The following is a 22,348-nucleotide window of genomic DNA, read 5'->3' on the forward strand; positions in this document are numbered from 1 at the left end:
ATACCGGGAGTGAACCATGCTGGCTGATCGCATCGAAGCAAAATGGATCGACGCATTTTGTGAGATTTTCGAACGATGCGCCGTCAAGGCCGGCGATACCGCGGCGATCCTCTCGGAGACGCAATCGCGTGCGCTGAATGTACATCTGGCGGAACTCGCGCTGCTGCGGATGGGCGCGCGGCCATTTCATGTGGTGATGCCGACGCCGCGCAATCGCAATATCGTTCCGGTTCGTTCGACAGGCGCGAGCGAGGCGATCCAACGGCTCGGCCCGGTAATCAGCGCGCTTCAGCAGGCCGGCTTTGTGGTTGATTGCACCATCGAGGGCCTGATGCACGCGGTGGAGACGCCCGAGATCCTCAAGGCAGGCGCGCGGATCCTGGTGATCTCCAACGAGCACCCGGAGGCGCTGGAGCGGATGGTGCCGGACCCCGCACTCGAGAAGCGCGTTCGCGCGGCGGCGAAGATGCTGCGCGGGACCAAGCGGATGCGGGTCACCTCGAAAGCCGGCTCGGCGCTCGACGTGGACATGGTCGGTGCTTCAACGGTCGGCGTGTGGGGCTGGACCGACAAGCCCGGCACGCTCGCGCATTGGCCGGGCGGCATCGTCGTCAGCTTTCCCAAGAGCGGGACGATCAACGGTACGCTTGTGATGGCGCCCGGCGACATCAACCTGACATTCAAGCGCTACCTGACTTCACCTGTGAAGATGACGTTGAAGGACGATTACGTCGTCGAGCTGGAAGGGGAGGGCACGGATGCCGCAATGATGCGTGCTTATCTTGCCGCCTGGGGCGATCGCGAGGCTTACGCCGTATCGCATGTCGGTTTCGGCATGAACCCTGGCGCGCGCTATGAAGCACTGTCGATGTACGATCAACGCGACACCAATGGCACGGAGATACGTGCGGTCTCCGGCAATTTCCTGTTCTCGACCGGCGCGAACGAATTCGCCGGCCGCTACACGGCGGGTCATTTCGACCTGCCGATGATGGGAACCACTATCGAGCTGGACGGCGTCGCGGTTGTGCGGGACGGCGTGCTTCAGGACGTCTTCGGTTAGTCGCGGTCGAGCACTGGCGGGCGAGCCAGCTCGAAATGCCGGAGCAGGTCGACCATGGCCTGGAGCCGCTTGGCCCGATAGGCGTCGACATCGAGCCCGGAATAATCGAGAAAGCCTGCGCCGGTTCGCAGGCCGATCCGGCCTTCGTGCATGTTGCGCGAGATGACGTCCGGCGCGCGATAGCGGTCGCTGCCGAGGGCACCTTCGAGATAACGGCTCGCATAGTAGAGGATATCGCCGCCGCCCCAGTCGATGAACTCGAGCAGCCCTAGCACGGCGTAGCGGAAGCCGAAGCCGTAGCGGATCGCCTTGTCGATCTCCTCCGCGCTGGCGACGCCTTCCTCGACCATGCGCGCGGCCTCGTTCATGGCCAGCGCCTGGATGCGCGGGACGATGAAGCCGGGCGTCGCCGCGCAGACCACCGGAACCTTGCCGATCCCTTCAAGCAGCGCCTTGACCTCCTCGATGATGGCTGGATCGGTGGCTTTGCCGGGCGAAACCTCGACCAGCGGGATCAGATAGGCCGGGTTGAGCCAGTGGACGTTGAGAAAGCGGCGAGGGTTCATGATCGCGCCGGACAGATCGTCGACTAGAATGGTCGACGTGGTCGATGCAATGATCGTGTCGGGCTTCACCTGTCTTGAGGCCGCCCCCAGCACCTCCCGCTTGAGTTCGACGACTTCAGGGACGCCCTCAAAAACCATTCCGGCGTCGGCAAGCGCTGCGCCGCTCTGGCTAGCCGTCACAACCGAGACGCGCGCGATGAGCGGATCGACATCTGCCTCGGTCAGCAGCCCCAGGTTCGAGAGGCTCGCGAATGTCTTCCTGATTTCGCCGAGCGCATCCGCTTCGAGCTTGGCGAAGTCCTCGGCGGAACGGGGCTTGACGTCGATCATCGTGACCCTGTGCCCGGCATAGGCGAACGCGACGGCGATGCCGCGCCCCATGCGGCCGGCCCCGAGACAGGCGATATTGGCGCGACTGGTCATCGATCAAAATCCGTTGCGAAGCAGCGTCTGCAATTCGGCCTTGCCAAGGCCGCCGAGACCAAGCGTATCGAGGGTTCGGCCGCCTTGGGCAAAATCCTCGCCGCAGATCGCACCACCAATGGCGAGGAAAGCCTTGGCCAGCGGCGTAGCCACGCCCGCGAGGCCGGCGACGGACACCAGCAGCGACAATCCAAGCCGCAAGTCCTCACGCATGTAGCGGTGCTCGGTCAGCACGATGCGTTCGCGCCAGTCGCCGGAGTCCGTCAGCCGGTCATGCGAGCCGCGACCGTACATCCAGATTTCGCCCTCCTTCGCGTAGTGGTGAGCGAGCGGGAAATGCGGTGCACCGTAGCCGAGCGCCTCCCGTACCGCGATCCGCTCGGCGTCGAGCGCGTCGGTCACCCGGCGGATCGAGGCTTGGGTTCCTTCCTTGTGGATGTCCCATCGTTCGAAATGTTCGATCGGGCCGGCGTTCATCACGATCAGCGGCGGATGGATGATGGGACCTGCATTCATCAGCGCGCCGGACAGTGCATCTCCGCATGGTTCGATTGCGTCGGGGAAGACGCGTCCGATCACGTCGAGCGCGTGCGGCGCCCGGTCGAGCGGAAAGACGCCAACCGGCAGCCGCTTCGCGCGGATCGTGATCGCGACCTCGAACGGCCCGTGCTTGCGGGTGAGCCAGGGCAGCGTGCCGGTTTCGGCAAAGCTCGCCTTGGCCTGGTTGCCGGCGTCCTGCGCAGCCTTCGCGAAGATCATCGAGCCGAATGTCGCGGGCGGCAGAAACACGACTTGGCCGTCCCGCAGGTGCGGTGCGACGAGCCTGGCAATATCCGGCTGTGCGAAGGCAGGGGCAGGGCACAGGATCAGTTCGACACCGTCCATGGCTTCGGCGATGTCGGTCGTCACCAGCGCCAGCTTCATGTCGTGGCGGCCGTTATGGTCCTTCACCAGAATGCGCGAGCCGTCGGCGCGATGCGCGGCGACCTGATCCCTGTCGCGGCGCCAGAGCCGGACCTCATGTCCCGACAGCGCAAAATCGCCCGCGGCCGCGAAAGAGCCGTTTCCTCCGCCCAGAACTGCAATCTTCAAGATGTCTCTCCCCGTGCGCGCGATTGCGCATCAAGCTGCTTCAGCAGAAAATGCTGGACCTTGCCCAGCGCCGTGCGCGGCAGGTCGGTGACGAAGACGATCTCGCGCGGAACCTTGAAGCGCGCAAGCTGCGCCTGGAGATGCGCCCTCAGTTCCTCCGCTTCGAGCCGACAGCCGGATCGCCGGATCACATAGGCGATCGGTACCTCGTCCCAGCGCGGGTCCGGCCTGCCGATCACGGCGCATTCGCTGACATCGGGGTGTTCCAACAGGACGCGCTCGACCTCGGCCGGGTAGACATTCTCCCCGCCGGAAATGATCAAGTTCTTCATGCGGTCGCGGATCCAGAAGTAACCGTCGGCGTCGCAGAGGCCGATATCGCCGGTGCGATACCAGCCATCGTTCAGCGCATCGTGCGTGGCGTCCGCATTACCCCAATATTCGAAGAACACGTTGGGGCCGCGCACCGCGATCTCCCCTGGCGTGCCCGCCGGCACCTCACGGCCGGCCTGATCAATCACCTGCGCTTCGCAGCACAGGCCCGCAAGTCCGGTTGATCCCTCTCGCGAGAGATCGCCGCCAAGCCGCGTATAGATCGCGATGGGGCAGGTTTCGGTCGAGCCATAAACCTGAAGCACGGGAACGCCGCGCGCGACAAAGCGGTCGATCAGGTGCGGCGGCACGATGGTCGAACCGGTGGCCACGGCCTTGAGCGATGAGAGATCGGCCGTGGTCCAGGCGGGATGCTCGCTGACGGCCTGAATGATGGCCGGCACCATCACCGTCAGCGTGGGGCGATCGCGCGCGATCGATGCGAGCGCCGTATCCGGCGCGAAGCGGGCGTGGATCGTGACGGTCGCGCCGAGCTGAAGCGCCGGCGTGGTCTGGATATTGAGACCGCCGACGTGGAACAACGGCAGCACCGTCAGCACGTGATCGTCGGACGTCATGCTGTGCATGTGCTGGCTCATGACGCCGTTCCAGAACAGCGCTTCCTGACGCAGCACCGCGCCCTTCGGCCGGCCGGTGGTCCCTGATGTGTAGACGATGAGGAGCGGGCAAGAGAGGTCGGTGTGCGGATTTCGGCTGGAGCCGTCGCTATGCGCCAGCAGGCTTTCGAAAGTCGTGCCGCGCGGCGGCGCAAAGTCGAGGCCGACAACGGATGTCCCCGGCGCTGCCCGCACGAGCTCGGAAAGAACTCCCTCAAATGCCTGCTCGAGCACCAGGACCTTGGCGCCCGCATCGGTGAGAATGAAGAGCTGTTCGGCGATCGCCAGCCGCCAGTTCAAGGGCACCAGCATCGCCCCGAGCCGCGCGCAGGCATAGAGCAGAACCAGATAGTCCGGCCGGTTCAGGCTGAGGATCGCGACGCGATCGCCCCGGCCGACGCCGAGCTCCTGCTTCAAGGCCGTGGCGGTCTGCTCGATACGCGCGGCAAACGCCGCGTAGCTCAGCCGCTCCCCCTCGAAGGCGATAGCCGTCTTGTCTGGCGCGAACGCCGCGTTGCGGTCGATCAGACTACAGAGGTCCACCGTCAGTCGTCCGTTTCGCCAGCCTCATACAGCGCCTCGCGCCCGATACGGTCGAGGCAAAGCTCGGCCGTCCAGGGCAGCATCAGCGAGCCGCAGCGGCTGTCGCGATAGATCCGCTCCAGCGGGAGCGAGCGAAGCATCGCCTGGCCGCCGCAGGTGCGGATCGCGAGTGCGGCGAGCTCATTGGCCCCCTCCATCGCCGAATATTGCGCGGCGTAGGCGCGCAGCACCTGCTCCTTGCTCGGATTGGCGCGCGCCTCCGTGACGGCCTGGAACCAGATCGACTTGATCTGCTCGAGCTTGATCTGCATCTGCGCGACCGCGATCTGCTTGGTCGGGTACATCCGTCGCTTGACCGGCGGCATGCCCGGCACCTCGCCGCGCAAGTAACGCACGGTGAAATCATAGGCCGCTTGCGCGAGACCCATATAGGTCGGCGACAGCGTCAGGAACATGTGCGGCCAGCGCATCGCGGCCTGGAAATAGACGCCGCGTGGCATCAGCGCGGAATCCTCCGGGACGAACACGTCCTCGAACAGCAGCGTTCGCGAAACAGTTCCGCGCATGCCGAGCGGATCCCAATCGCCGACGACGGAGACGCCCTGCGACTTCGCCGGAATTGCGACGTAAAGCGTGTTGCGGCGCGAGGCCTTCTGGCCCTCCTCGATTTCGGTGCAGAGCACGCCATAATAGTCGGCGTGGCCGGACAGCGATGCAAAGATCTTCTTGCCGTTGACGATCCAGCCGCCCTTGACGGGCTTTGCCTGCGTTCCGAAGGCGACGCCGCCGGCGGCCGCCGCACCGCCTTCGGAGAAGGGCTGCGAATAGATCGCGCCGTCCTCGACGATGCGATTGTAATGGACCGCGCGCCGCCGCTCGTGCTCGGCGCGGGTCTCCGCGTCCATGTCGAGATCGTCCGCGAGGGGGCCCGACCACAGGGTGGAGCAGACATGCATGTTCCAGGTCAGCGCGGTCGCGCCGCAATAGCGGCCAATCTCGGCTGCGGCCAACGCGTAAGTCTGGTAGTTCGCGCCGAGTCCACCGTGCTTCTTGGGGACGGCGATGCCGAGCAGGCCGACGCGATGCAGGTCGCGATAATTCTCGGTCGGAAAGATCGCCTCGCGATCGTAGGTCGCAGCGCGCCCGGCGAACACGCTCTGGCCGATCTCGCGGGCGCGCGCGATGATGCCGGCCTGTTCGTCGCTCAGGCGGAACGCGACGGGATCGAAGATCGGTGCATCCAGCACGACCTTGTCACTCGCGCCGATCGTCTTGCTGACTTGCATGGTCATTGCGCAGGCACCTGTGTTTTGCAACGACGGAGTCCAGGAACTTGCCGAGCGCCTCGTCAAAGGCCTCGGGACGTTCGAGGTTCGCGAGATGGCCGACGCCGGCCAGCTCGACATATTGAGCCGAGGGAATGTAGGTCGCCGTCTTCGCCATCATCGGCGCTGGTGCGTTGTTGTCCTTGGAGCCGGACAGCAGCAGCGTCGGCACGGAAATATCCTTGAGCGTGCTGCGCTGATCGAATCCGATCAAGGCCAGCATCATGGCGCGATAGCTCGCTTCGGGCACGCTTCCCATGCACGCACGCGCAAGTTCCATCCCTTCCGCATCAGGATTGTCCCCCACCAGCTCCTTCACCAGCGAGGGCGCCAGCGACCTCATCGTCTCGCCGCGATCGAGCGGTCCGAGCCGCGCTGCGATGAACGATTTCTGCCAGTCGCCATCGGCCTTGCCGAACGCCGGGCTGGTCTGCGCCAGCACGACCGCGCGCGCCAGTTTCGGCGATTGCTCCAGCCATTTCTGGACGATCATGCCGCCGATCGAATGTCCGACCAGAATGGGCCTTGTTACGCCGAGCTGCTCGATGAATTGCTGGAGCGCATCGGCCAGGGCAGCGATGCTGACGCGGGCAAGCGGCGCCGATCCGCCATAGCCCGGCATGTCCCATGCGATCGCGCGGAAGCGGTCGCCGAATGTGGCAAGCTGGTGCCGCCAGGCGCGCGCCGCGCCGCCAATCCCATGCAGGAAAATCAAGGGTATCGCGCCCGGATCGCCGGCGGCTTCATAGGCGAAGCGTCCGTCCTTTGTTATCATCGGCGCAGGTTGCGGCACGCGATATCCTCTTGCTGGGCCCGGCGATGCTAACAGGCCTATCGTCGATGGAAAGAGATAATTTTATACTTAAAGCAATTTTCGGGCCGGTCTTTCCCGCGTGGGCTTTCGCGACGTCGACTGGCGCCGTCGTTGCAAAAGTTTGAAGGTTAAAATATATCGGAGGCACGATCAGCAGATCCCAAGGAGCCAGCGCATGTCCGGATTGCCGCACTCGCCGCACGCACTGGTAACCGGTGGCGGCCGTGGAATCGGCCGCGCGATTGCAGCATCCCTCGTCGGCGCCGGCGCCACCGTGACGGTGCTTGGCCGGAATGCCGCAGTTCTGGACGAGGCGGTCCGCGCGGGAGCGGCGCATTTTGCAGCTGTCGCCGATGTCTCGGACGAAGCTGCGCTGAAAGCAGCCATCGTGGAGGCGCATGCGCGAAAGCCGATCGACATTCTGATCGCCAACGCGGGCAGTGCGGAGTCCGCACCGTTCTCCAAATCGGACAGCGCCCTGTTTGCGCGCATGATGGACGTCAATTTCATGGGCGTGGTCCATGCCGTTCGCGCCGTACTGCCGGGGATGAAGGATCGCCCTTATGGCCGCATCGTCGCGGTGGCGTCGACGGCGGGGCTGAAGGGGTACGCCTATGTCAGCGCGTACACCGCGGCCAAGCATGCAGTGGTCGGTCTCGTGCGTTCGCTCGCCCTCGAGATGGCCGGCAGCAACGTGACCGTGAATGCGGTGTGTCCCGGCTTCACGGACACCGATCTGGTCGCCGGCAGCATCGAAAACATCATGAAGAAGACAGGGCGAACCCGCGAGCAGGCGATCGCCGAGCTCGCCAAGCACAACCCGCAAGGGCGGCTGATCTCGCCTCAGCAGGTGGCCGACGCCGTGCTTTGGTTGTGCGGCGAGGGTGCCGGCGCGATCACGGGGCAGGCGATTGCCGTTGCCGGCGGTGAGATCTAGCGTGCGCGACCCAGGCCCGGAACGAGGAAGCTAAGGAGATCGTATGAGCAGACCAGCCAATCCCGTGACCCTGCCGCTCGCGGACTATTCGCCGCAGCACTTCCTGCTGGCCGTGGTCGACGGCGTTGCCACGGTGACGCTCAATCGTCCCGAGCGGAAGAATCCGCTCACCTTCGAGAGCTACCGGGAGCTCACTGATTTCTTCCGCGCCTGCGCGTTCGACGATGCGGTCAAGACGATCGTTGTCAGCGGCGCCGGCGGCAACTTTTCGTCCGGCGGCGATGTGTTCGAGATCATCGGCCCGCTCGTGAAGATGGATACCAAGGGGCTCACTGCCTTTACCCGCATGACGGGAGACCTCGTCAAGGCGATGCGGGCGTGCCCGCAGCCGATCGTGGCCGCGGTCGAGGGCATCTGCGCGGGCGCCGGTGCGATCGTCGCCATGGCGTCGGACATGCGCCTTGCCGCGAGCGGGGCCAAGGTCGCGTTCCTGTTCAACAAGGTGGGCCTCGCCGGCTGCGACATGGGGGCCTGCGCGATCCTGCCGCGGATCATCGGCCAGTCCCGGGCCTCCGAGCTGCTCTATACGGCCGGTTCATGACCGCGGAGGAGGGCGAGCGCTGGGGCTTCTTCAGCCGCATCGTCACGCCGGAGCAGGTGCTGCCCCAGGCGCAGCTCCTGGCAAAGCAGATCGCCGAAGGGCCGACCTTCGCCAACACCATGACCAAGCGGATGCTGGCGATGGAATGGGCGATGTCGGTGGAGGAGGCGATCGAGGCGGAGGCCGTTGCTCAGGCCCTGTGCATGACCACAGCGGATTTCGAGCGTGCCTTCCAGGCCTTCGCCAACAAGGTCAAGCCGGTCTTCAGGGGCGACTAAGGCGGTTGCTTTTACCCGTGGAGGGGCCAGCAATGGGGACTTGCGCGAAATTGGGAGCTGAGAATTAAGGCTAAGCCCAAGACCCCGGCCAAGCTCAAGGTGGAGGCGACAAAGCCGCTTGCGGCGGAGTGACCGCCCATGCGACGTTAACCTCATTGCCTGGCGTATTTCGAGTGGAGTAAGGGCGATGAAGGCGATTATCGTCGGTGGCGGTATCGGAGGTCTCACCACGGCATTGATGCTGCGCTCGCGCGGCATCGCTTGCGAGGTTTTCGAGCAGGCCGACACCATTCGCGAGCTTGGTGTCGGCATCAACACGCTGCCGCACGCCATGCGAGAGCTTGCCGGCCTTGGCCTGTTGCAGAAGCTTGACGACGTCGCGATCCGCACCGATCAGCTCTACTACCTCAACCGCCATGGCCAGGAGGTCTGGCGCGAAGCCCGCGGCATCGACGCGGGGCACGACGTGCCGCAATTCTCGATCCACCGCGGTCGCCTTCAGGGCGTCATCCATCGCGCCGTCGAGGAGCGGCTCGGGGCGGAGGCAATCCACACCGGCTGCCGTCTTGGTGCGTTCACGCAGGACGAAGGCGGCGTTACGGCTTACTTCTTCGATCGCTCAGGCGCACACATCCACACGGCGCGCGGCGATATCCTGATCGGTGCCGATGGCATCCATTCGCGTGTGCGTGACACGCTGTTCCCGAACGAAGGACCGCCGTGCTGGAACGGCCTGATGCTGTGGCGCGGCGCGCGCGACTGGCCGCTGTTCCTCACCGGCAAATCCATGATCGTGGCCGGTGGCCTCAACGCCAAGGTCGTGATCTACCCGATCGCGGAGGGCTCGAGCCCCGCGAGCCGTCTCACAAACTGGGCGGTGCTGGTGAAGGTCGGCGAGGGCAACGCGCCGCCGCCGCGGAAAGAGGACTGGTCGCGTCCGGGCCGGCGCGAGGAGCTGATGCCGCATGTGGCGCGCTTCTCGGTGCCCTATATCGATGTGAAAAGCCTGATCTCGGCAACGCCCGAGTTCTACGAATATCCGACCTGCGACCGCGATCCCTTGCCCTATTGGTCGTCGGGACGCGTCACGCTACTCGGCGATGCCGCGCATCCCATGTATCCGGTCGGCTCGAACGGCGCCTCGCAGGCGATCCTCGATGCGCGGTGCCTTGCCGACGCGCTGGTGCGCGCCGAGCATCCGCGTCAGGCGCTGGTCGAATATGAGAAGAAGCGCTTGCCGATGACCGCCGATATCGTTCGCTCCAACCGGCGCGGCGGCCCCGAAGGGGTCATCGACGCCGTCGAGCAGCTTGCGCCTGATGGCTTCGACAATGTCGACAACGTTCTGAGCTATTCCCAGCGTGAGGCGATCGTGCGCGGCTATGCCACCAAGGCCGGCTTCGCTGCGGTGCCGGGGCTCGCAGCGGTGCGCGCCTGAGGCGCAAAGGGGCGATGAACCGTCATCGCCCTTTGGCTTTTTGATTGAGCAAGACCTTCCGGAAAACCGCCGCGCGCTTCTCCGGGGCCGTGCCGCTAGCCGCCGGGAGGCGGCGGCAGGAAGTGGATGTTGAACTCGGCGGCCATCGCCACCACGTCCTCAGGCTTCTGCTCCTTCATGTTGTGAAGGCCCCAGAACAGGTCGAACAGCTTGCGGCTCGGCGCCACCCAGAACAGCACTTTTGCGGTCTGTTCCGACTTGTTGAAGATGCCGTGCGGCACGCCCATGCCGAGGCGGATCAGGTCGCCCGCGGTTGCCTGTGACTCCGAATTGCCGAGCATGAAATCGAGCTTGCCCTCCAGCATGTAGAGATACTCATCCTGGTCGGGATGAATGTGCGGCGGCACGAATGTGCCCGGCGGCAGCGTTGCGTGCCAGGAGAAGCTGTTCTCGGCATAGCTCTTCGGCACATAGGTCTGGCCGAGGATGTTCCAGGAAATGCCCTGGATGCCCTCATTGGCCCGTGTGATGCCGGTGATTTCGCTCTTCATTGCAGTCCTCCCGTAACGCGATGCGGCTTAGTTTGCCGCCTTGCAGTCCTTGGCATAGCGGTCGCCGTAGTTCTCAAAGACCCTCTGGACGATCTCGGTCTGGAACTTGCCGTCAGGGCGCTTGGCAACCTTGGTGAGGTAGAAATCCTGGATCGGATAGCCGTTGGTGTTGAACTTGAAGGCGCCGCGCAGCGAGGTGAAGTCGGCCTTCTTCAGGGCGGCCGCGACGGCATCCTTGTTGGAGAGGTCGCCCTTCACACCCTTGATGGCGCTGTCGATCAGCATGGCGGCGTCATAGGCTTGGAAGGCGTAGGTGCCGGGCACGCCGTTGTAGGCGGCCTCATAGGCCGCGACGAACTTCTTGTTCTGGGGATTGTCGAGATTGGGCGCCCAGTTCGCGCCGCCGAACATGCCGACGGCCGCGTCCTGTTGCGCCGGCAGGGTCGATTCATCCACCGTGAAAGCCGAGAGCACCGGAATGCTATCGGCAAGGCCGGCCTGCCTGTACTGCTTCACGAGATTAACCCCGAGACCGCCCGGCATGAACGTGAAGAGCGCATCGGGCTTCTGCGAGGAAATCTTGGAAAGCTCCGGCTGGAAGTCCAGCGTGTTCAACGGCATGTAGGATTCCTCGACGATCTCGCCCTTGTAGTCGAGCTTGAAGCCGGCGACCGAGTCCTTGCCGGCCTGATAGTTCGGCACCATCAGGTACATGCGCTTGTAGCCGCGATCCTGCGCGACCTTGCCGAGGATCTCGTGAACCTGATCGTTCTGGTACGAGGTCACATAGAAGAACGGGTTGCAATCCTTGCCGGCAAAGGTCGACGGGCCGGCATTGGGGCTGATCAGGAAGACTTTCGATTCCGTCACGGGGCGGTGGATCGCCTGGAGAATGTTGGAGAAGATCGGCCCGACCACGAAGTCGACCTTGTCGCGTTCCAGAAGGCCCTTGACCTTGGTCACCGCTGCGTCCGGCTTGAGCTCGTCGTCGACCACCACGACCTCGACATCGCGGCCGCCCATCTTGCTGCCGAGATCCTTCACCGCGAGTGCAAAGCCGTCGCGAACCTGCTGGCCGAGCGCGGCGGCGGGTCCCGACAGGGTCACGATCACACCGAGCTTGATCTTCTCCTGGGCGAGGGCGGGGCTCATTGCGGTGCCGAGCAGCAAGGCGGCTGCGGCCAAGGTCGTTTGCGTCTTCATGGTCTGTCCCCCCGTGACATCAAGGCCTGCGCTGCAAGCCGCGTACTCCAATACAAGCTTATGCCGATGACGGCTGCCGCGGCAAGCAAAGCTCAAGACGCCGCCATCTCGCGAGGCAGCGAGCATGCAAGCGGCGCGCCAATTACTTGAAGCCTAAAGAAATCGACGTGCGGTCGATTGCTGCAGCTTTGGACTTGCGGCCGGCTTCAATTTATTTGAAGCTCAAAACGTTGGGGAATCCGTGCTGGCGCCAATGCCTGCCGTCAATGACTGCATCAGATGCTTGATTCCGAGACCAAGGCCGTCGAGACGCCGGAGGACCACGCCGAAGAGCTTCGGCTGTGGCTGCGTATGCTTACCTGCACGACCCTGATCGAGGGCGAGGTCCGCGGCCGCCTGCGGCAGCGGTTCGACGTCACGCTGCCCCGTTTCGATCTGATGGCACAGCTCGACAAGGCGCCCGATGGCATGACGCTGTCCGATGTCTCCAAGCGCATGATGGTCTCCAACGGCAACGTCACCGGCCTCGTCGAACGTCTGGTGGAATCCGGCCATCTCGACCGGCGCACGTCGGAGACCGACCGCCGGGTCCAGGTGATCCGCCTGACAAAGCTCGGGCGCGCCGAGTTTCGCCGGATGGCGGCGGAACACGAGACCTGGATCGCCGATCTCTTCGCCGACCTGACGCCGAAGGATGTGCGCGAGCTGATGCGGCTCCTCGCCAAGACCAAGGCGTCGGCGCAGAAGTCGGCTGGCCGCCGCCGGGCGTAGGTCCCGCGGGCCGATGCGCCCGCCAATCCCACCTTGCCGCAGGAAAATGCACTGGATGCCCAAAATCCACTATTGCACCAAATTGTTTTAAGCCTAAAATGTTTCCCAGTTAGTGCTGCCGGGTGCTTCCATGCGCAAAGGAGCGTGCGATGGCCAACGCCGCCAAGGTTCAAATGTCGGGCTCGTCTGACGGCAATGCTGCGACGGCCCATGTCGATACGTTCGCACGGCAACATCTGCCGCCGCGCGAGCTGTGGCCCGACTTCATCTTCACACGGCCTGAGCTGCAATATCCGCCACGATTGAACTGCGTCGGCTATTTCCTCGATCGCTGGGTCGAAGAGGGCCATGGCGACGCGCCTTGCGTCATCAGCCCCGCGGTCAGCTACAGCTATCGCGAGCTGCAAGCGCTCGTGAATCGCATCGCCAATGTTCTGGTCGGCAAGCTTGGTCTGGTGACCGGCGGGCGCGTGCTGCTGCGCTCTGCCAACAATCCGATGATGGTCGCGACCTATCTTGCGGTGATCAAGGCCGGGGGCATTTGCGTCGCGACGATGCCGCTGCTGCGCGCCAAGGAGCTGTCCTATCCGATCCAGAAGGCGGAGATCACGCTGGCGCTCTGCGACGGAAAGCTCGCCGACGAGATGGAGAAGGCGAAAGCTGCAGCGCCCGGTCTCAAGCAGGCCATCTATTGGGGCAACGGCGCGGCCGACTCGCTCGAGGCGCTGATCGCCGACGCAAGCCCGGAGTTCAAGGCCGTCGATACCGCCTCCGACGACGTCTGCCTGATCGCCTTCACGTCGGGCACGACCGGCGATCCCAAGGGCACCATGCATTTCCACCGCGACATGCTGGCCGTCTGCGACGGCTACGCGCGCAACATCTTGCGTGCCGAGCAGAGGGATCGTTTCGTCGGCTCCGCACCGCTCGCCTTCACGTTCGGCTTCGGCGGCGTGCTGTTCCCCATGCATATCGGCGCCTCCTTCGTCGTGCTGGAGAAGACGACGCCGGACGACATCCTGACGGCGATCGAGCAGTACAAGACACGGTCTGTTTCACCGCGCCGACCGCGTATCGCGCCATGATCGGCAAGCTTCCGGGCCGGGACATTTCTTCGCTTCGCAAGTGCGTCTCCGCCGGCGAGACACTGCCCAAGCCGACATTCGATGCCTGGTTCAAGGCCACCGGCATCAAGCTGATGGACGGCATTGGCTCGACCGAGATGCTGCACATCTTCATCAGCGCGACCGAGGACGAGATCCGTCCGGGGGCAACCGGCAAGCCGGTGCCGGGTTATGAGGCGAAGATCGTCGACGACGCCGGCAATGACGTGCCGCCTGGGACGATGGGCCGCCTCGTGGTTCGCGGTCCGACCGGGTGCCGCTATCTCGCGGACGAACGGCAGCCCAAATACGTCCAGAATGGCTGGAACATCACCGGCGACACCTACCTGATGGATGACGACGGCTATTTCTGGTACCAGTCGCGCTCCGACGACATGATCGTGTCGGCCGGCTACAACATCGCAGGCACTGATGTCGAGGCGGTGCTGCTGACGCATCCCTCCGTCGCCGAGTGCGGTGTGGTTGGCGCACCGGACGAGGCACGCGGAATGATCGTGAAGGCTTATATCATCGCCGCGCCCGGCGTAACGCCGGATGCCCAACTTGCGGCCGAGTTGCAGGAATATGTCAAACGCGAGATCGCGCCCTACAAGTACCCGCGCGCGATCGAGTTTGTGACGCAATTGCCGAAGACCGAGACCGGCAAGTTGAAGCGTTTTGCCCTGCGGCAACTGGCTCAGGCTGCGGCGACGTCGTCGGGCGTTGCGGCAGAATGAGGGAAGGACGGAGCATTTGTCCGTGACAACGCCGAAAGGCCCGCAGCTCGCGGTGCTGTCGACCGCCGATGAGAAGGTCACGCCTTCGGCGGCGCAGATCCTCCAGCCGGCAGGCTGGCCGGTGCCGAAAGGCTACGCCAACGGCATGGCCGCCGAGGGGAGGATCGTCGTCACCGGCGGCGTGATCGGTTGGGATGCCGACGAGCGTCTCGCGGACGGCTTTGTCGCGCAGGTCCAGCAGGCCCTGAGCAACATTGCCGCGATCCTGACTGAGGCCGGCGCACGCCCTGAGCATCTCGTGCGCCTGACCTGGTACGTCGTCGACATGGACGAGTACCTCGCGAACCTGAAGGAACTCGGCAAGGTCTACCGTGCCATCTTCGGTGCGCACTATCCGGCAATGGCGCTGCTTCAGGTGGTACGGCTGGTCGAGAAGGCGGCGCGCGTCGAGATCGAGGCCACCGCCGTCATTCCCCGCTGAGCCGCGGTTGCTTCCTCAGCTTGCCTTGTTAGCTCGCTTTGGCGAGGTCGTCGTCCTCGGGCGAGTTCAGATAAACGCCGGACATGGTGTCGACCCAGCACAAATGGTCGTGCACCTTCTTCACGCCCTCGACGTTCTCCGCCGCGACGACCGCGGCCTGCCGTGCGCGTTCTTCGGTGATGACGCCGCTGAGGTGAACGATGCCGTCGCGAACGATGACGTTGAGTCCGAACGGGCACCAATCGTTCTTCTCCATGGTATCGATGATGCGGTTGCGAATATGATCGTCATCGGCCGTCGGATCGGGCACCTCGCGGGCGAGCCCTGCGACAGCCTGCAACAGGTTGGCGCGGGACACGATCCCGACGACCATGTCGCCGCGTACCACCGGCAGGCGCTTCACGTTGTTCCGTTCCATGAGGTCGACGATCTCCGCGAGTGCCGTGTCCTCGGTGATGGTCACGGGCGAGGCGGTCATCACCTCCGAGACCTTGCGGCCGTGCTCGTGGACGAAGTCGCTGGCCGATTTGCCCGGACCGAGGATGAACCGCAACCAGCGCCCCCGCTTGCGCCCGGTGCCGATCTCGCTGCGGCGGATGAAGTCTCCTTCCGAGACGACGCCGACGAGCTTGCCGGTGTCGTCGACCACCGTGAGGCCGCTGACGTGCCGCTTCAGCATGATGTTGGCCGCCTCGACGATGCTGGTATCGGGGGTGACCGAGATGACCGACCGGGTCATGATCTGATGGGCGCGCATGGACGACTCCGCTGGCTTGTCGAATTTCAATGCGCAAAACCTAGCCCGGCCGTCGGGGTGTGGTTTGACGCAGGTCAAGCGATCCAGGCCGTTTCTCCCTGGTTGAGCAATTGTGATCCGTGCCCGGATTTGATGCAGCTCAACACGTATCGGAAGCGTCGCCATATCCTGCTGCCGACATAGACCAGAAGCCCGCAGGATCATTCAGCCATGAGCGTCGTGAAGGTATTTCCACGGGCCGAAGAGCCGCCGGCACAGGCTCTCCCCGCCAATTCGGCTGCCGAAGCCCCTGCGACGATCCCCGAAAGGATCCCTGAGAAGCCGGCCGTCGCCAATTCCCTGCCTGCATCGGAGCCGTACCCTTTCGACCGCGCGTTTCATGCGATGCTGGCGCGGTTCACGGGCGGGATTTCGCCTGTGGCCTTGTCGCTCGCCTGGCTCGACTGGGGCACGCATCTTGCCGCGGCGCCGGAGCGCCGGATGCAGATGTTCCGTAACGGTCTTCGCGATACCGGTATGCTCCTGCAAGCCGTCGCGCACGCGACCTCGCAAAAGCCGTGGTCCGTGATTGAGCCGCAGGGACGCGATCGTCGCTTCAAGGACCCGCAATGGGAGACCGCGCCGTTCAATCTGCTTGCGCAGGCGTTCCTGCTGTCGGAGCGCTGGTGGCACGATGCCACGACCGGCGTGCGTGGCGTGTCGCATGCAAACGAAGCCGTTGTCGAGTTCTCGGTGCGCCAGATGCTCGACATGCTGGCGCCGTCGAATTTCGCGGCCACCAATCCGCAGGTTCTCGAAAAGGCGTTCCAGAGCGGCGGCGAAAATTTTGTGTTCGGTTGGCAGAACTGGTGCAGCGATCTGATGCGGCTGCTCTCTGTCTCGAAGCCGGCGGGTGACGAGCAGTTCGTCGTCGGCAAGACGGTGGCAGCTACGCCCGGCAAGGTCGTCTACCGCAACGATCTGATCGAGCTGATCCAGTATCATCCCACGACCGCGCAAGTGCGACCCGAGCCGATCCTGATCGTGCCGGCCTGGATCATGAAGTATTACATCCTCGATCTGTCGCCGCAAAATTCCCTGGTCCGGTATCTGACCGGTCAAGGCTTCACCGTGTTCGCGATCTCCTGGCGCAATCCGGATGCGAAGGACAGGGATGTTGCCTTCGACGACTATCGCAAGCTGGGAGTGATGGCCGCGCTGGACACGATCGGCCGGATCATGCCCGATCGGAAGACCCATGCGCTCGGCTACTGTCTGGGCGGCACGTTGCTGTCGATCGCCGCGGCGGCCATGGCGCGCGACGGCGATGGCCGTCTCGGCACCATCACGCTCCTTGCCGGCCAGACCGACTTCACCGAGGCCGGCGAATTGACGCTCTTCATCAACGAGAGCCAGGTCGCCTTCCTCGAAGACATGATGTGGCAGCGCGGCTATCTCGACACGACACAGATGGCCGGTGCGTTCCAGCTGCTGCGCTCCAACGAGCTGATCTGGTCGCGGCTGTCGCGTGACTATCTGATGGGCGAGAGTTCGCAGCCGAGCGATCTGATGGCCTGGAACGCCGATGCCACGCGGCTGCCTTATCGCATGCACTCGGAGTACTTGCGCAAGCTGTTCCTCGACAACGATCTGGCCGAAGGCCGCTATCGCGTCGAGGGCAGGAGCGTCTCGCTCTCCGACATTCACGCGCCGATGTTCGTGGTGGGCACGCTCGCCGACCACGTGGCGCCGTGGCGATCCGTCTACAAGATCCACTATCAGGCTGATGCCGACGTAACCTTCCTGTTGACCAACGGCGGCCATAATGCCGGCGTCGTCGCGCCTCCTGACGAGCCCTGGCACACCTATCAGGTCATGACCAAGGCCGCGGATGCGCCGTATGTCGGCCCGGACGAGTGGCTGAAGCTGGCGCCGCGTGTTGAGGGATCGTGGTGGCCGGAATGGGCTCAATGGCTGGCGGCGCGCTCAGGTGAGCCCTGTGATCCACCGTCGATCGGTGTCGGGGGTGCTGACGGTCTGCCCGACGCGCCGGGAGACTACGTCCACAGCTAATCCTTGGGCTCCGCGTTCGGAGCAAGGTCTGACGAGCGGAAGGGCTTGGCCTTATCCAGTTTCCGATAGGCCGTAGAGGCGGTTCGCAGCAGCCTCTTTTCCCGCTTGCGGTCGAGGAAGCGAATGCCGGCCTCGGGGCCGGCGCCGTTCAACGACGCTGCCAGCGCTTGCCCGCGCGCATCGTCGTTCAATTGCCCGAGGGACCTTTGTGCCTTGCGCAATTGCTTGAGGATGGACTTCTGCTTCGCCAGGGAATCGTCATCGAACAGGTCCGTGAGCGACTCGATCGAATAGGTCAGCCGCTTGTTGAGAAGCCGCAACCTGTGTCGTTTCTCGACATCGAGCTTGCGCAGCTTCCTGGCCTTCCTGAGCAGCGTCTCTTCCCACTCGGTCAGCCGCGCCGTCGCGTGGTCGGCGAGCGAGCAACGGCGCAACCTGACGGCTTCCTTGCTGCGCCGGGTCGACCAGGGCCCGCTCTCGATCCACGCCGAGGTCTGCTCGACCAGGCGCTTGTAGCGCGCGGATTGCAGCGCGCGCGCGAGCAGGCGGTGGCTCTCGGCGCGCTTCTCGTCCCAGTGCTGGAGCTCGGCGATCACGGCGAGCTCGTCGCCACTCTCGGCGACGACCCGCTCGATCGCCACGTCGAGATCCCGCACCAGGCCGAGCTGGCTGTTGAGCCATTTCAGCTCGGCCCAGACGTTCGGCCGCAGCGTGTCGTCCACCATGGGCGAGAAGAAGCGGATGGCGGTGCGCAGATGCGTCAGTGCGATGCGGATCTGGTGCAGCGCGTCGGGATCGCCGCGGCAAGTGCCGTCGTGCTGGGCAAGGACCGCACCGAGGTGGCGGCGGGCGATGATCCGGAACGCCGTATCGCAGGCCATGCCGGGGCTGAGGCGGCCGGGCAGGGCATTGCGCCGCGTCGCCGGCTTGGCGCGCGCGGTCGCGGTCGAACTCGTGGTGGGTTGCGACATCCTTGCCCGCGTCAATCAGATTGCCTTATTTTGCCCTGCGATTGCGTCCCGGCAGCGCTGGAGCGTCTGCTCTTGTGTCCCGGATGCATCGATGGTCGCCCAATCGACATGGCCGATATTATAGTGCTCTTGCTGCGCAGCAACCTCTTGCGTGGCGTCGGAGGCATCGCCGTGGCGGCCGCCGATGCGCGCCTGACGGGTCGCGAGGTCGGCGACGAGGAATAGTCCGCTCAGCGGCACGTTGCATTGGCGGGCCATGGCGGCCAGTTGCTCCCGTTCGGACTCGCTTGCAAAGACGGCATCGACGAGTGCGGAATGGCCCTGCGCCAGCACCTGTCGGGCGCTCTGCACCAGCACCTCGTAGACGCGTGCCGTGACCTCGGGCCGGTAGGTGGACGGCGGCAGCCGGTGGGTGTGTTCCACCTGAAACAGCTGCTTGCGAATGATGTCGCTGCGCAGCACGACGGCTCCCGGTTGCGGCGCGACGTTGGGTGCCAGCGCGCGGGCGAGGGCGGACTTGCCGGTGCCCGATAGTCCGCCGACCGCAATTAGGCGCGGGGTGGGCGGGTGGATCAGAGCCCTCGCGAGATCGAAGTAGCGGCGCGCCTCGTGAAGAATTCCTGTCCGGTCGGCATCGGGCCGCGTCAGCCGCGCCAGCGCCACCTGGGCGCGGATTGCCGCGCGAATGGACATGAACAGCGGCAGGACCGAGAGCGCATCGAGGTTTTCGGGCGGCGTCGCGGCGAGATACCGGTTCAGGACGATATTGGCTGCGAGCGGTTGATCGTGGTGCAGCAGGTCCATCAGCGTGAACGCGAGGTCGTAGAGCACGTCGACAGTTGCGATTCTCGCATCGAACTCGATCGCGTCGAACAGCACCGGCTGGTCGTCGATCGCAACGATATTCGCAAGATGCAGGTCGCCGTGGCAGCGGCGCACGTATCCCTGACGGCCGCGTTCTTCGAGCAGCGGCCGCAGGCGCTGCAATATCGTGTACGAGGCTTCGCCGAGTTGCTCGATCTCTTCGGCTTCGAGATGGTTGCCCTTCCGCAAGCCGTCGCCGTTTCCATCGACGAGGCCGGGGATGGAGGCAACCCATGCCGTGCCGTCGGCGCGAGGTGCCATCGCGTGCGACGCCACGATGGCATCAGCGGCAGCCGAAGCGAGGTTCGCATCCAGCGGGCCGGCCTTCGCCAGATGATCCAGCGTCCGGGTTTCGTCGAAGCGGGACATGTCGACCGCATACTCGACCGGCCGGCCGCGGCCGTCGACCTGCAGCGATCCGTCCGGCTCCTCGGTGATCGCCACGACGCGGTGATAGATCTGCGGCGCCAGCGGCCGGTTGATCCTGATCTCCTCCTCGCAGGCCGTCTTGCGTTTCTCGAGCGTCGAATAGTCGAGGAACGGAAACCGGACAGACCGCTTGATCTTCAGCGCGCGGCTACCGTCGAGAAACACCGACGCGGCATGCGTATCGATCCGTGTCACGCCCGGATGCGCGCAGAGCGCCGTGAAGATCCGTTCCTGGGCAGCCGTTTCGTCTGTCATCGAAGCTGGTATTCCGAGATAAGGTCAGGGCCTGAGCACGGCGGCGCCAAGAATCTGTCCATTCCGCAGCATGTCCAGAACTTCGTTGGCCTGATCGAGCGGGAATGCGGTCGTCTCGGTGCGCACGCCTGCCTGCGGAGCGATCCTGAGAAAATCGAGACCGTCCTGTCGGGTGAGATTGGCAACGGAGATCAGCTGCCGTTCCTGCCAGAGCAGGTCGTACGGAAAGCTCGGAATGTCGCTCATATGGATGCCGGCGCAGACCACGCGGCCACCCTTGCGAACGGCGCGCAGCGCGGCCGGCACGAGCTCGCCGGCGGGAGCATAGATGATGGCGGCGTCGAGCGGTGTGTCGGGCATTTCGTCCGAGGCGCCCGCCCAGACGGCGCCGAGCCGGCGGGCGAGGTCCTGCGCGGCCAGATCGCCGCGCCGTGTAAACGCGTGGACAGAGCGCCCCTGCCAGACCGCGACTTGCGCGACGATATGGCCGGCGGCGCCGAAGCCGTAGATGCCCAGCCTCTCAGCCTGGCCGGCGAGGACCAGCGAACGCCAGCCGATCAGGCCTGCACACAGCAGAGGGGCGAGAGCCACGTCGTCGCCGGCCTCGCCCAGCGGAAAGGCATAGCGCGCATCGGCGACCACGTGCGTTGCATAGCCGCCGTCCCTTGTATAACCGGTGAAGAGCGGGCGGTCGCAGAGGTTCTCCATGCCCTCCCGGCAAAACCGGCAGTTTCCGCAGGTGAACCCGAGCCAGGGAATGCCGACCCGGTCACCCCGCGCGTGCGTTGCGACATTGGGGCCGACGAGATCGATGCGGCCGACGATTTCATGGCCAGGTACGATCGGGTAGCGGATGTCGGGCAATTCGGCGTCGACGACGTGAAGATCGGTCCGGCAGACGCCGCAGGCGCTGACTCTCACCCGGATCTGACCTTCGCCAGGGATTGGATCGGGGCGCTCCTCCATCCGCAGCCGTGCTCGCGGGGCAGCCAACACCATCGCACGCATCAGTCTCTCCGGGGCGAACCGCTCCGATCGAACTATCCATAGAATGACAGCGCGGGGGCAGTCCTTGACTTCCCTCAATGCCCGCCTTTGCCCGTCTGGACGGTTCCCCAAGGCTTGTTGAGGATCAAAAAGGCTTGATGAGGATCAATGGTGTTGACGAAAGCCGGCCTATTCTGGTGGCCAAGGAGAACCCCGATGCCCCTGAAGGACGTTTTTCTGCCGCTTGTCGGCCAGCCGCGCGGACCGGCTGTTGCTGCGATCGAGAAATGCGTGGCAGTCGCCGCCGACCTCGGCGCCAGGATCACCGCGCTCGCGCTCGAGGAAGACGTTTTCGTGCGGCCGATGGTGCTGCTCCCCGATGATCCCGATGCCGCCGTGGCAAAGGGGCCCCTTGGAGCGGACGATGTGCAGCATCTTCTGAATGCCTTCACTGATGCAGCGGCTCGCGCCAACGTTCGGACCCAAAGCCGGTCGGGCAAGGTGCCGGCGGACCAGATTGCGTCGATACTGGCCGAACAGGCGCGTTTCAGCGATCTCACGCTGGTTCCCGTGAAGTCGCACGACAGCCGAACGGAGCACATCATCGAGACGATCCTGTTTGAATCCGGGCGGCCGCTGCTGCTCTGCCCGGAGCAGCATGTGGACGTGCTGCGACCGGAATTCGAGAAAGTCATGATCGCTTGGGATCACTCCGCGCGCGCGGCGCGGGCGGTCGGTGACGCGCTGCCGATCCTTCAGGCTGCGGCCTCGGTCCGCGTGGTGACCGTGGCCGACGACAAGACCGACGCGATCGTGCAATCCGGGACCGCCCTCGTCGATCATTTGAGCGAGCACGGTGTCCAGGCCTCGTTCGAGACGGCGAAAGGCGGCGGCAGCTCGATCGGCAAGGTGCTCGGAAGTTGGGCAAATTCCAATGCCATCGATGCGATCGTGATGGGCGCCTATCATCATTCGCGCCTGAACGAGATCGTCTGGGGTGGTGTGACAAAGACTGTCATTGGCCAGCCACCGTGCTGGGTTATGATCTCCCACTAGGCTCGCCGCCAGCTTGCCGGCCTGATCTTTCAACCATCGGAACCACCACCGACGGGGCGCAT

General features: G+C 64.6%; 18 protein-coding genes and 2 pseudogenes. 9 read left to right on the top strand and 11 right to left on the bottom strand.

Going from position 1 to position 22,348, the window contains the following annotated elements:
* The first annotated feature begins 16 nt into the window (after window positions 1-16).
* The gene (locus EI171_RS16925) at window positions 17-1,063 is read left to right on the top strand and encodes a peptidase M29 (protein ID WP_028174456.1); all 1,047 of its coding nucleotides are present in this window, start codon (window positions 17-19) and stop codon (window positions 1,061-1,063) included.
* Here the strand turns inward: EI171_RS16925 and EI171_RS16930 are convergent.
* The 5 genes from EI171_RS16930 to EI171_RS16950 are packed head-to-tail and all read right to left on the bottom strand — an operon-like array spanning window position 1,060 to window position 6,794.
* Entirely contained in the window at window positions 1,060-2,052 is a 993-nt protein-coding gene (locus tag EI171_RS16930) for a 3-hydroxybutyryl-CoA dehydrogenase (RefSeq protein WP_161534080.1), read from the bottom strand. The genes EI171_RS16925 and EI171_RS16930 overlap by 4 nt on opposite strands.
* 3 nt (window positions 2,053-2,055) lie before the next feature.
* Window positions 2,056-3,144, bottom strand: a complete 1,089-nt coding sequence (locus EI171_RS16935; RefSeq protein WP_161534082.1) for an NAD/NADP-dependent octopine/nopaline dehydrogenase family protein — start codon at window positions 3,142-3,144, stop codon at window positions 2,056-2,058.
* Entirely contained in the window at window positions 3,141-4,676 is a 1,536-nt protein-coding gene (locus EI171_RS16940) for a class I adenylate-forming enzyme family protein (RefSeq protein WP_161534085.1), read from the bottom strand. Before EI171_RS16940 ends, EI171_RS16935 begins: the two co-directional genes overlap by 4 nt.
* Before the next feature lie 2 nt (window positions 4,677-4,678).
* The gene (locus tag EI171_RS16945) at window positions 4,679-5,968 is read right to left on the bottom strand and encodes an acyl-CoA dehydrogenase family protein (protein ID WP_161534086.1); all 1,290 of its coding nucleotides are present in this window, start codon (window positions 5,966-5,968) and stop codon (window positions 4,679-4,681) included.
* Window positions 5,931-6,794 (bottom strand): alpha/beta fold hydrolase, encoded by an 864-nt coding sequence (locus tag EI171_RS16950; RefSeq protein WP_161534087.1) that lies wholly within the window; start codon window positions 6,792-6,794, stop codon window positions 5,931-5,933. Before EI171_RS16950 ends, EI171_RS16945 begins: the two co-directional genes overlap by 38 nt.
* A gap of 196 nt (window positions 6,795-6,990) precedes the next feature.
* On the opposite strand from EI171_RS16950, the gene EI171_RS16955 reads away from it, so the two are divergent.
* From EI171_RS16955 to EI171_RS16965, 3 genes and pseudogenes are all read left to right on the top strand, one after another.
* Window positions 6,991-7,752 carry an SDR family NAD(P)-dependent oxidoreductase gene (locus tag EI171_RS16955; RefSeq protein WP_060908316.1) on the top strand — a complete coding sequence of 254 codons (762 nt, stop codon included), beginning with the start codon at window positions 6,991-6,993 and terminating at the stop codon, window positions 7,750-7,752.
* Window positions 7,753-7,795: 43 nt separating this feature from the next.
* Window positions 7,796-8,631, top strand: a pseudogene (locus EI171_RS16960) (enoyl-CoA hydratase family protein).
* A 187-nt stretch (window positions 8,632-8,818) separates the two neighbouring features.
* On the top strand, window positions 8,819-10,069 hold the full coding sequence (locus tag EI171_RS16965) for a flavin-dependent oxidoreductase (protein WP_161534088.1): 1,251 nt from the start codon (window positions 8,819-8,821) through the stop codon (window positions 10,067-10,069).
* Window positions 10,070-10,164: 95 nt separating this feature from the next.
* Here EI171_RS16965 and EI171_RS16970 read toward each other — a convergent pair whose 3' ends face one another.
* The gene (locus EI171_RS16970) at window positions 10,165-10,620 is read right to left on the bottom strand and encodes a cupin domain-containing protein (RefSeq protein ID WP_011088820.1); all 456 of its coding nucleotides are present in this window, start codon (window positions 10,618-10,620) and stop codon (window positions 10,165-10,167) included.
* A gap of 27 nt (window positions 10,621-10,647) precedes the next feature.
* Entirely contained in the window at window positions 10,648-11,823 is a 1,176-nt protein-coding gene (locus EI171_RS16975; protein ID WP_161534089.1) for an ABC transporter substrate-binding protein, read from the bottom strand.
* A gap of 279 nt (window positions 11,824-12,102) precedes the next feature.
* Here EI171_RS16975 and EI171_RS16980 point away from each other — a divergent pair, with 279 nt between their 5' ends.
* The 3 genes and pseudogenes from EI171_RS16980 to EI171_RS16990 all read left to right on the top strand — a co-directional run bounded on the left by EI171_RS16980 (window position 12,103) and on the right by EI171_RS16990 (window position 14,915).
* Window positions 12,103-12,594, top strand: a complete 492-nt coding sequence (locus EI171_RS16980) for a MarR family winged helix-turn-helix transcriptional regulator (RefSeq protein WP_011088818.1) — start codon at window positions 12,103-12,105, stop codon at window positions 12,592-12,594.
* A 149-nt stretch (window positions 12,595-12,743) separates the two neighbouring features.
* A pseudogene (locus tag EI171_RS16985) lies at window positions 12,744-14,434 on the top strand (benzoate-CoA ligase family protein).
* A gap of 22 nt (window positions 14,435-14,456) precedes the next feature.
* Complete coding sequence (locus EI171_RS16990; RefSeq protein WP_011088816.1) at window positions 14,457-14,915, top strand: RidA family protein; 459 nt, start codon at window positions 14,457-14,459, stop codon at window positions 14,913-14,915.
* A 28-nt stretch (window positions 14,916-14,943) separates the two neighbouring features.
* Here EI171_RS16990 and EI171_RS16995 read toward each other — a convergent pair whose 3' ends face one another.
* Window positions 14,944-15,672 (bottom strand): CBS domain-containing protein, encoded by a 729-nt coding sequence (locus EI171_RS16995; protein ID WP_060912623.1) that lies wholly within the window; start codon window positions 15,670-15,672, stop codon window positions 14,944-14,946.
* A gap of 210 nt (window positions 15,673-15,882) precedes the next feature.
* Between EI171_RS16995 and EI171_RS17000 the strand changes: the two genes are divergently transcribed.
* Window positions 15,883-17,724, top strand: coding sequence for an alpha/beta hydrolase (locus tag EI171_RS17000; RefSeq protein ID WP_161534090.1), 1,842 nt, complete (start codon window positions 15,883-15,885; stop codon window positions 17,722-17,724).
* Here EI171_RS17000 and EI171_RS17005 read toward each other — a convergent pair.
* The 3 genes from EI171_RS17005 to EI171_RS17015 are packed head-to-tail and all read right to left on the bottom strand — an operon-like array spanning window position 17,721 to window position 21,251.
* Window positions 17,721-18,695, bottom strand: coding sequence for a CHAD domain-containing protein (locus EI171_RS17005; RefSeq protein WP_011088813.1), 975 nt, complete (start codon window positions 18,693-18,695; stop codon window positions 17,721-17,723). The genes EI171_RS17000 and EI171_RS17005 overlap by 4 nt on opposite strands.
* 15 nt (window positions 18,696-18,710) lie before the next feature.
* On the bottom strand, window positions 18,711-20,243 hold the full coding sequence (locus EI171_RS17010) for a bifunctional aminoglycoside phosphotransferase/ATP-binding protein (RefSeq protein ID WP_161534091.1): 1,533 nt from the start codon (window positions 20,241-20,243) through the stop codon (window positions 18,711-18,713).
* Window positions 20,244-20,267: 24 nt separating this feature from the next.
* Window positions 20,268-21,251: a zinc-dependent alcohol dehydrogenase family protein gene (locus EI171_RS17015; protein ID WP_161534094.1), complete on the bottom strand. Its 984-nt coding sequence runs from the start codon at window positions 21,249-21,251 to the stop codon at window positions 20,268-20,270.
* Window positions 21,252-21,446: 195 nt separating this feature from the next.
* Here EI171_RS17015 and EI171_RS17020 point away from each other — a divergent pair, with 195 nt between their 5' ends.
* Window positions 21,447-22,286 (top strand): universal stress protein, encoded by an 840-nt coding sequence (locus EI171_RS17020; protein ID WP_028174472.1) that lies wholly within the window; start codon window positions 21,447-21,449, stop codon window positions 22,284-22,286.
* The last annotated feature ends 62 nt before the right edge of the window (window positions 22,287-22,348 follow it).

This window comes from Bradyrhizobium sp. LCT2 (assembly GCF_009931255.1).
Lineage (GTDB): Bacteria > Pseudomonadota > Alphaproteobacteria > Rhizobiales > Xanthobacteraceae > Bradyrhizobium > Bradyrhizobium diazoefficiens.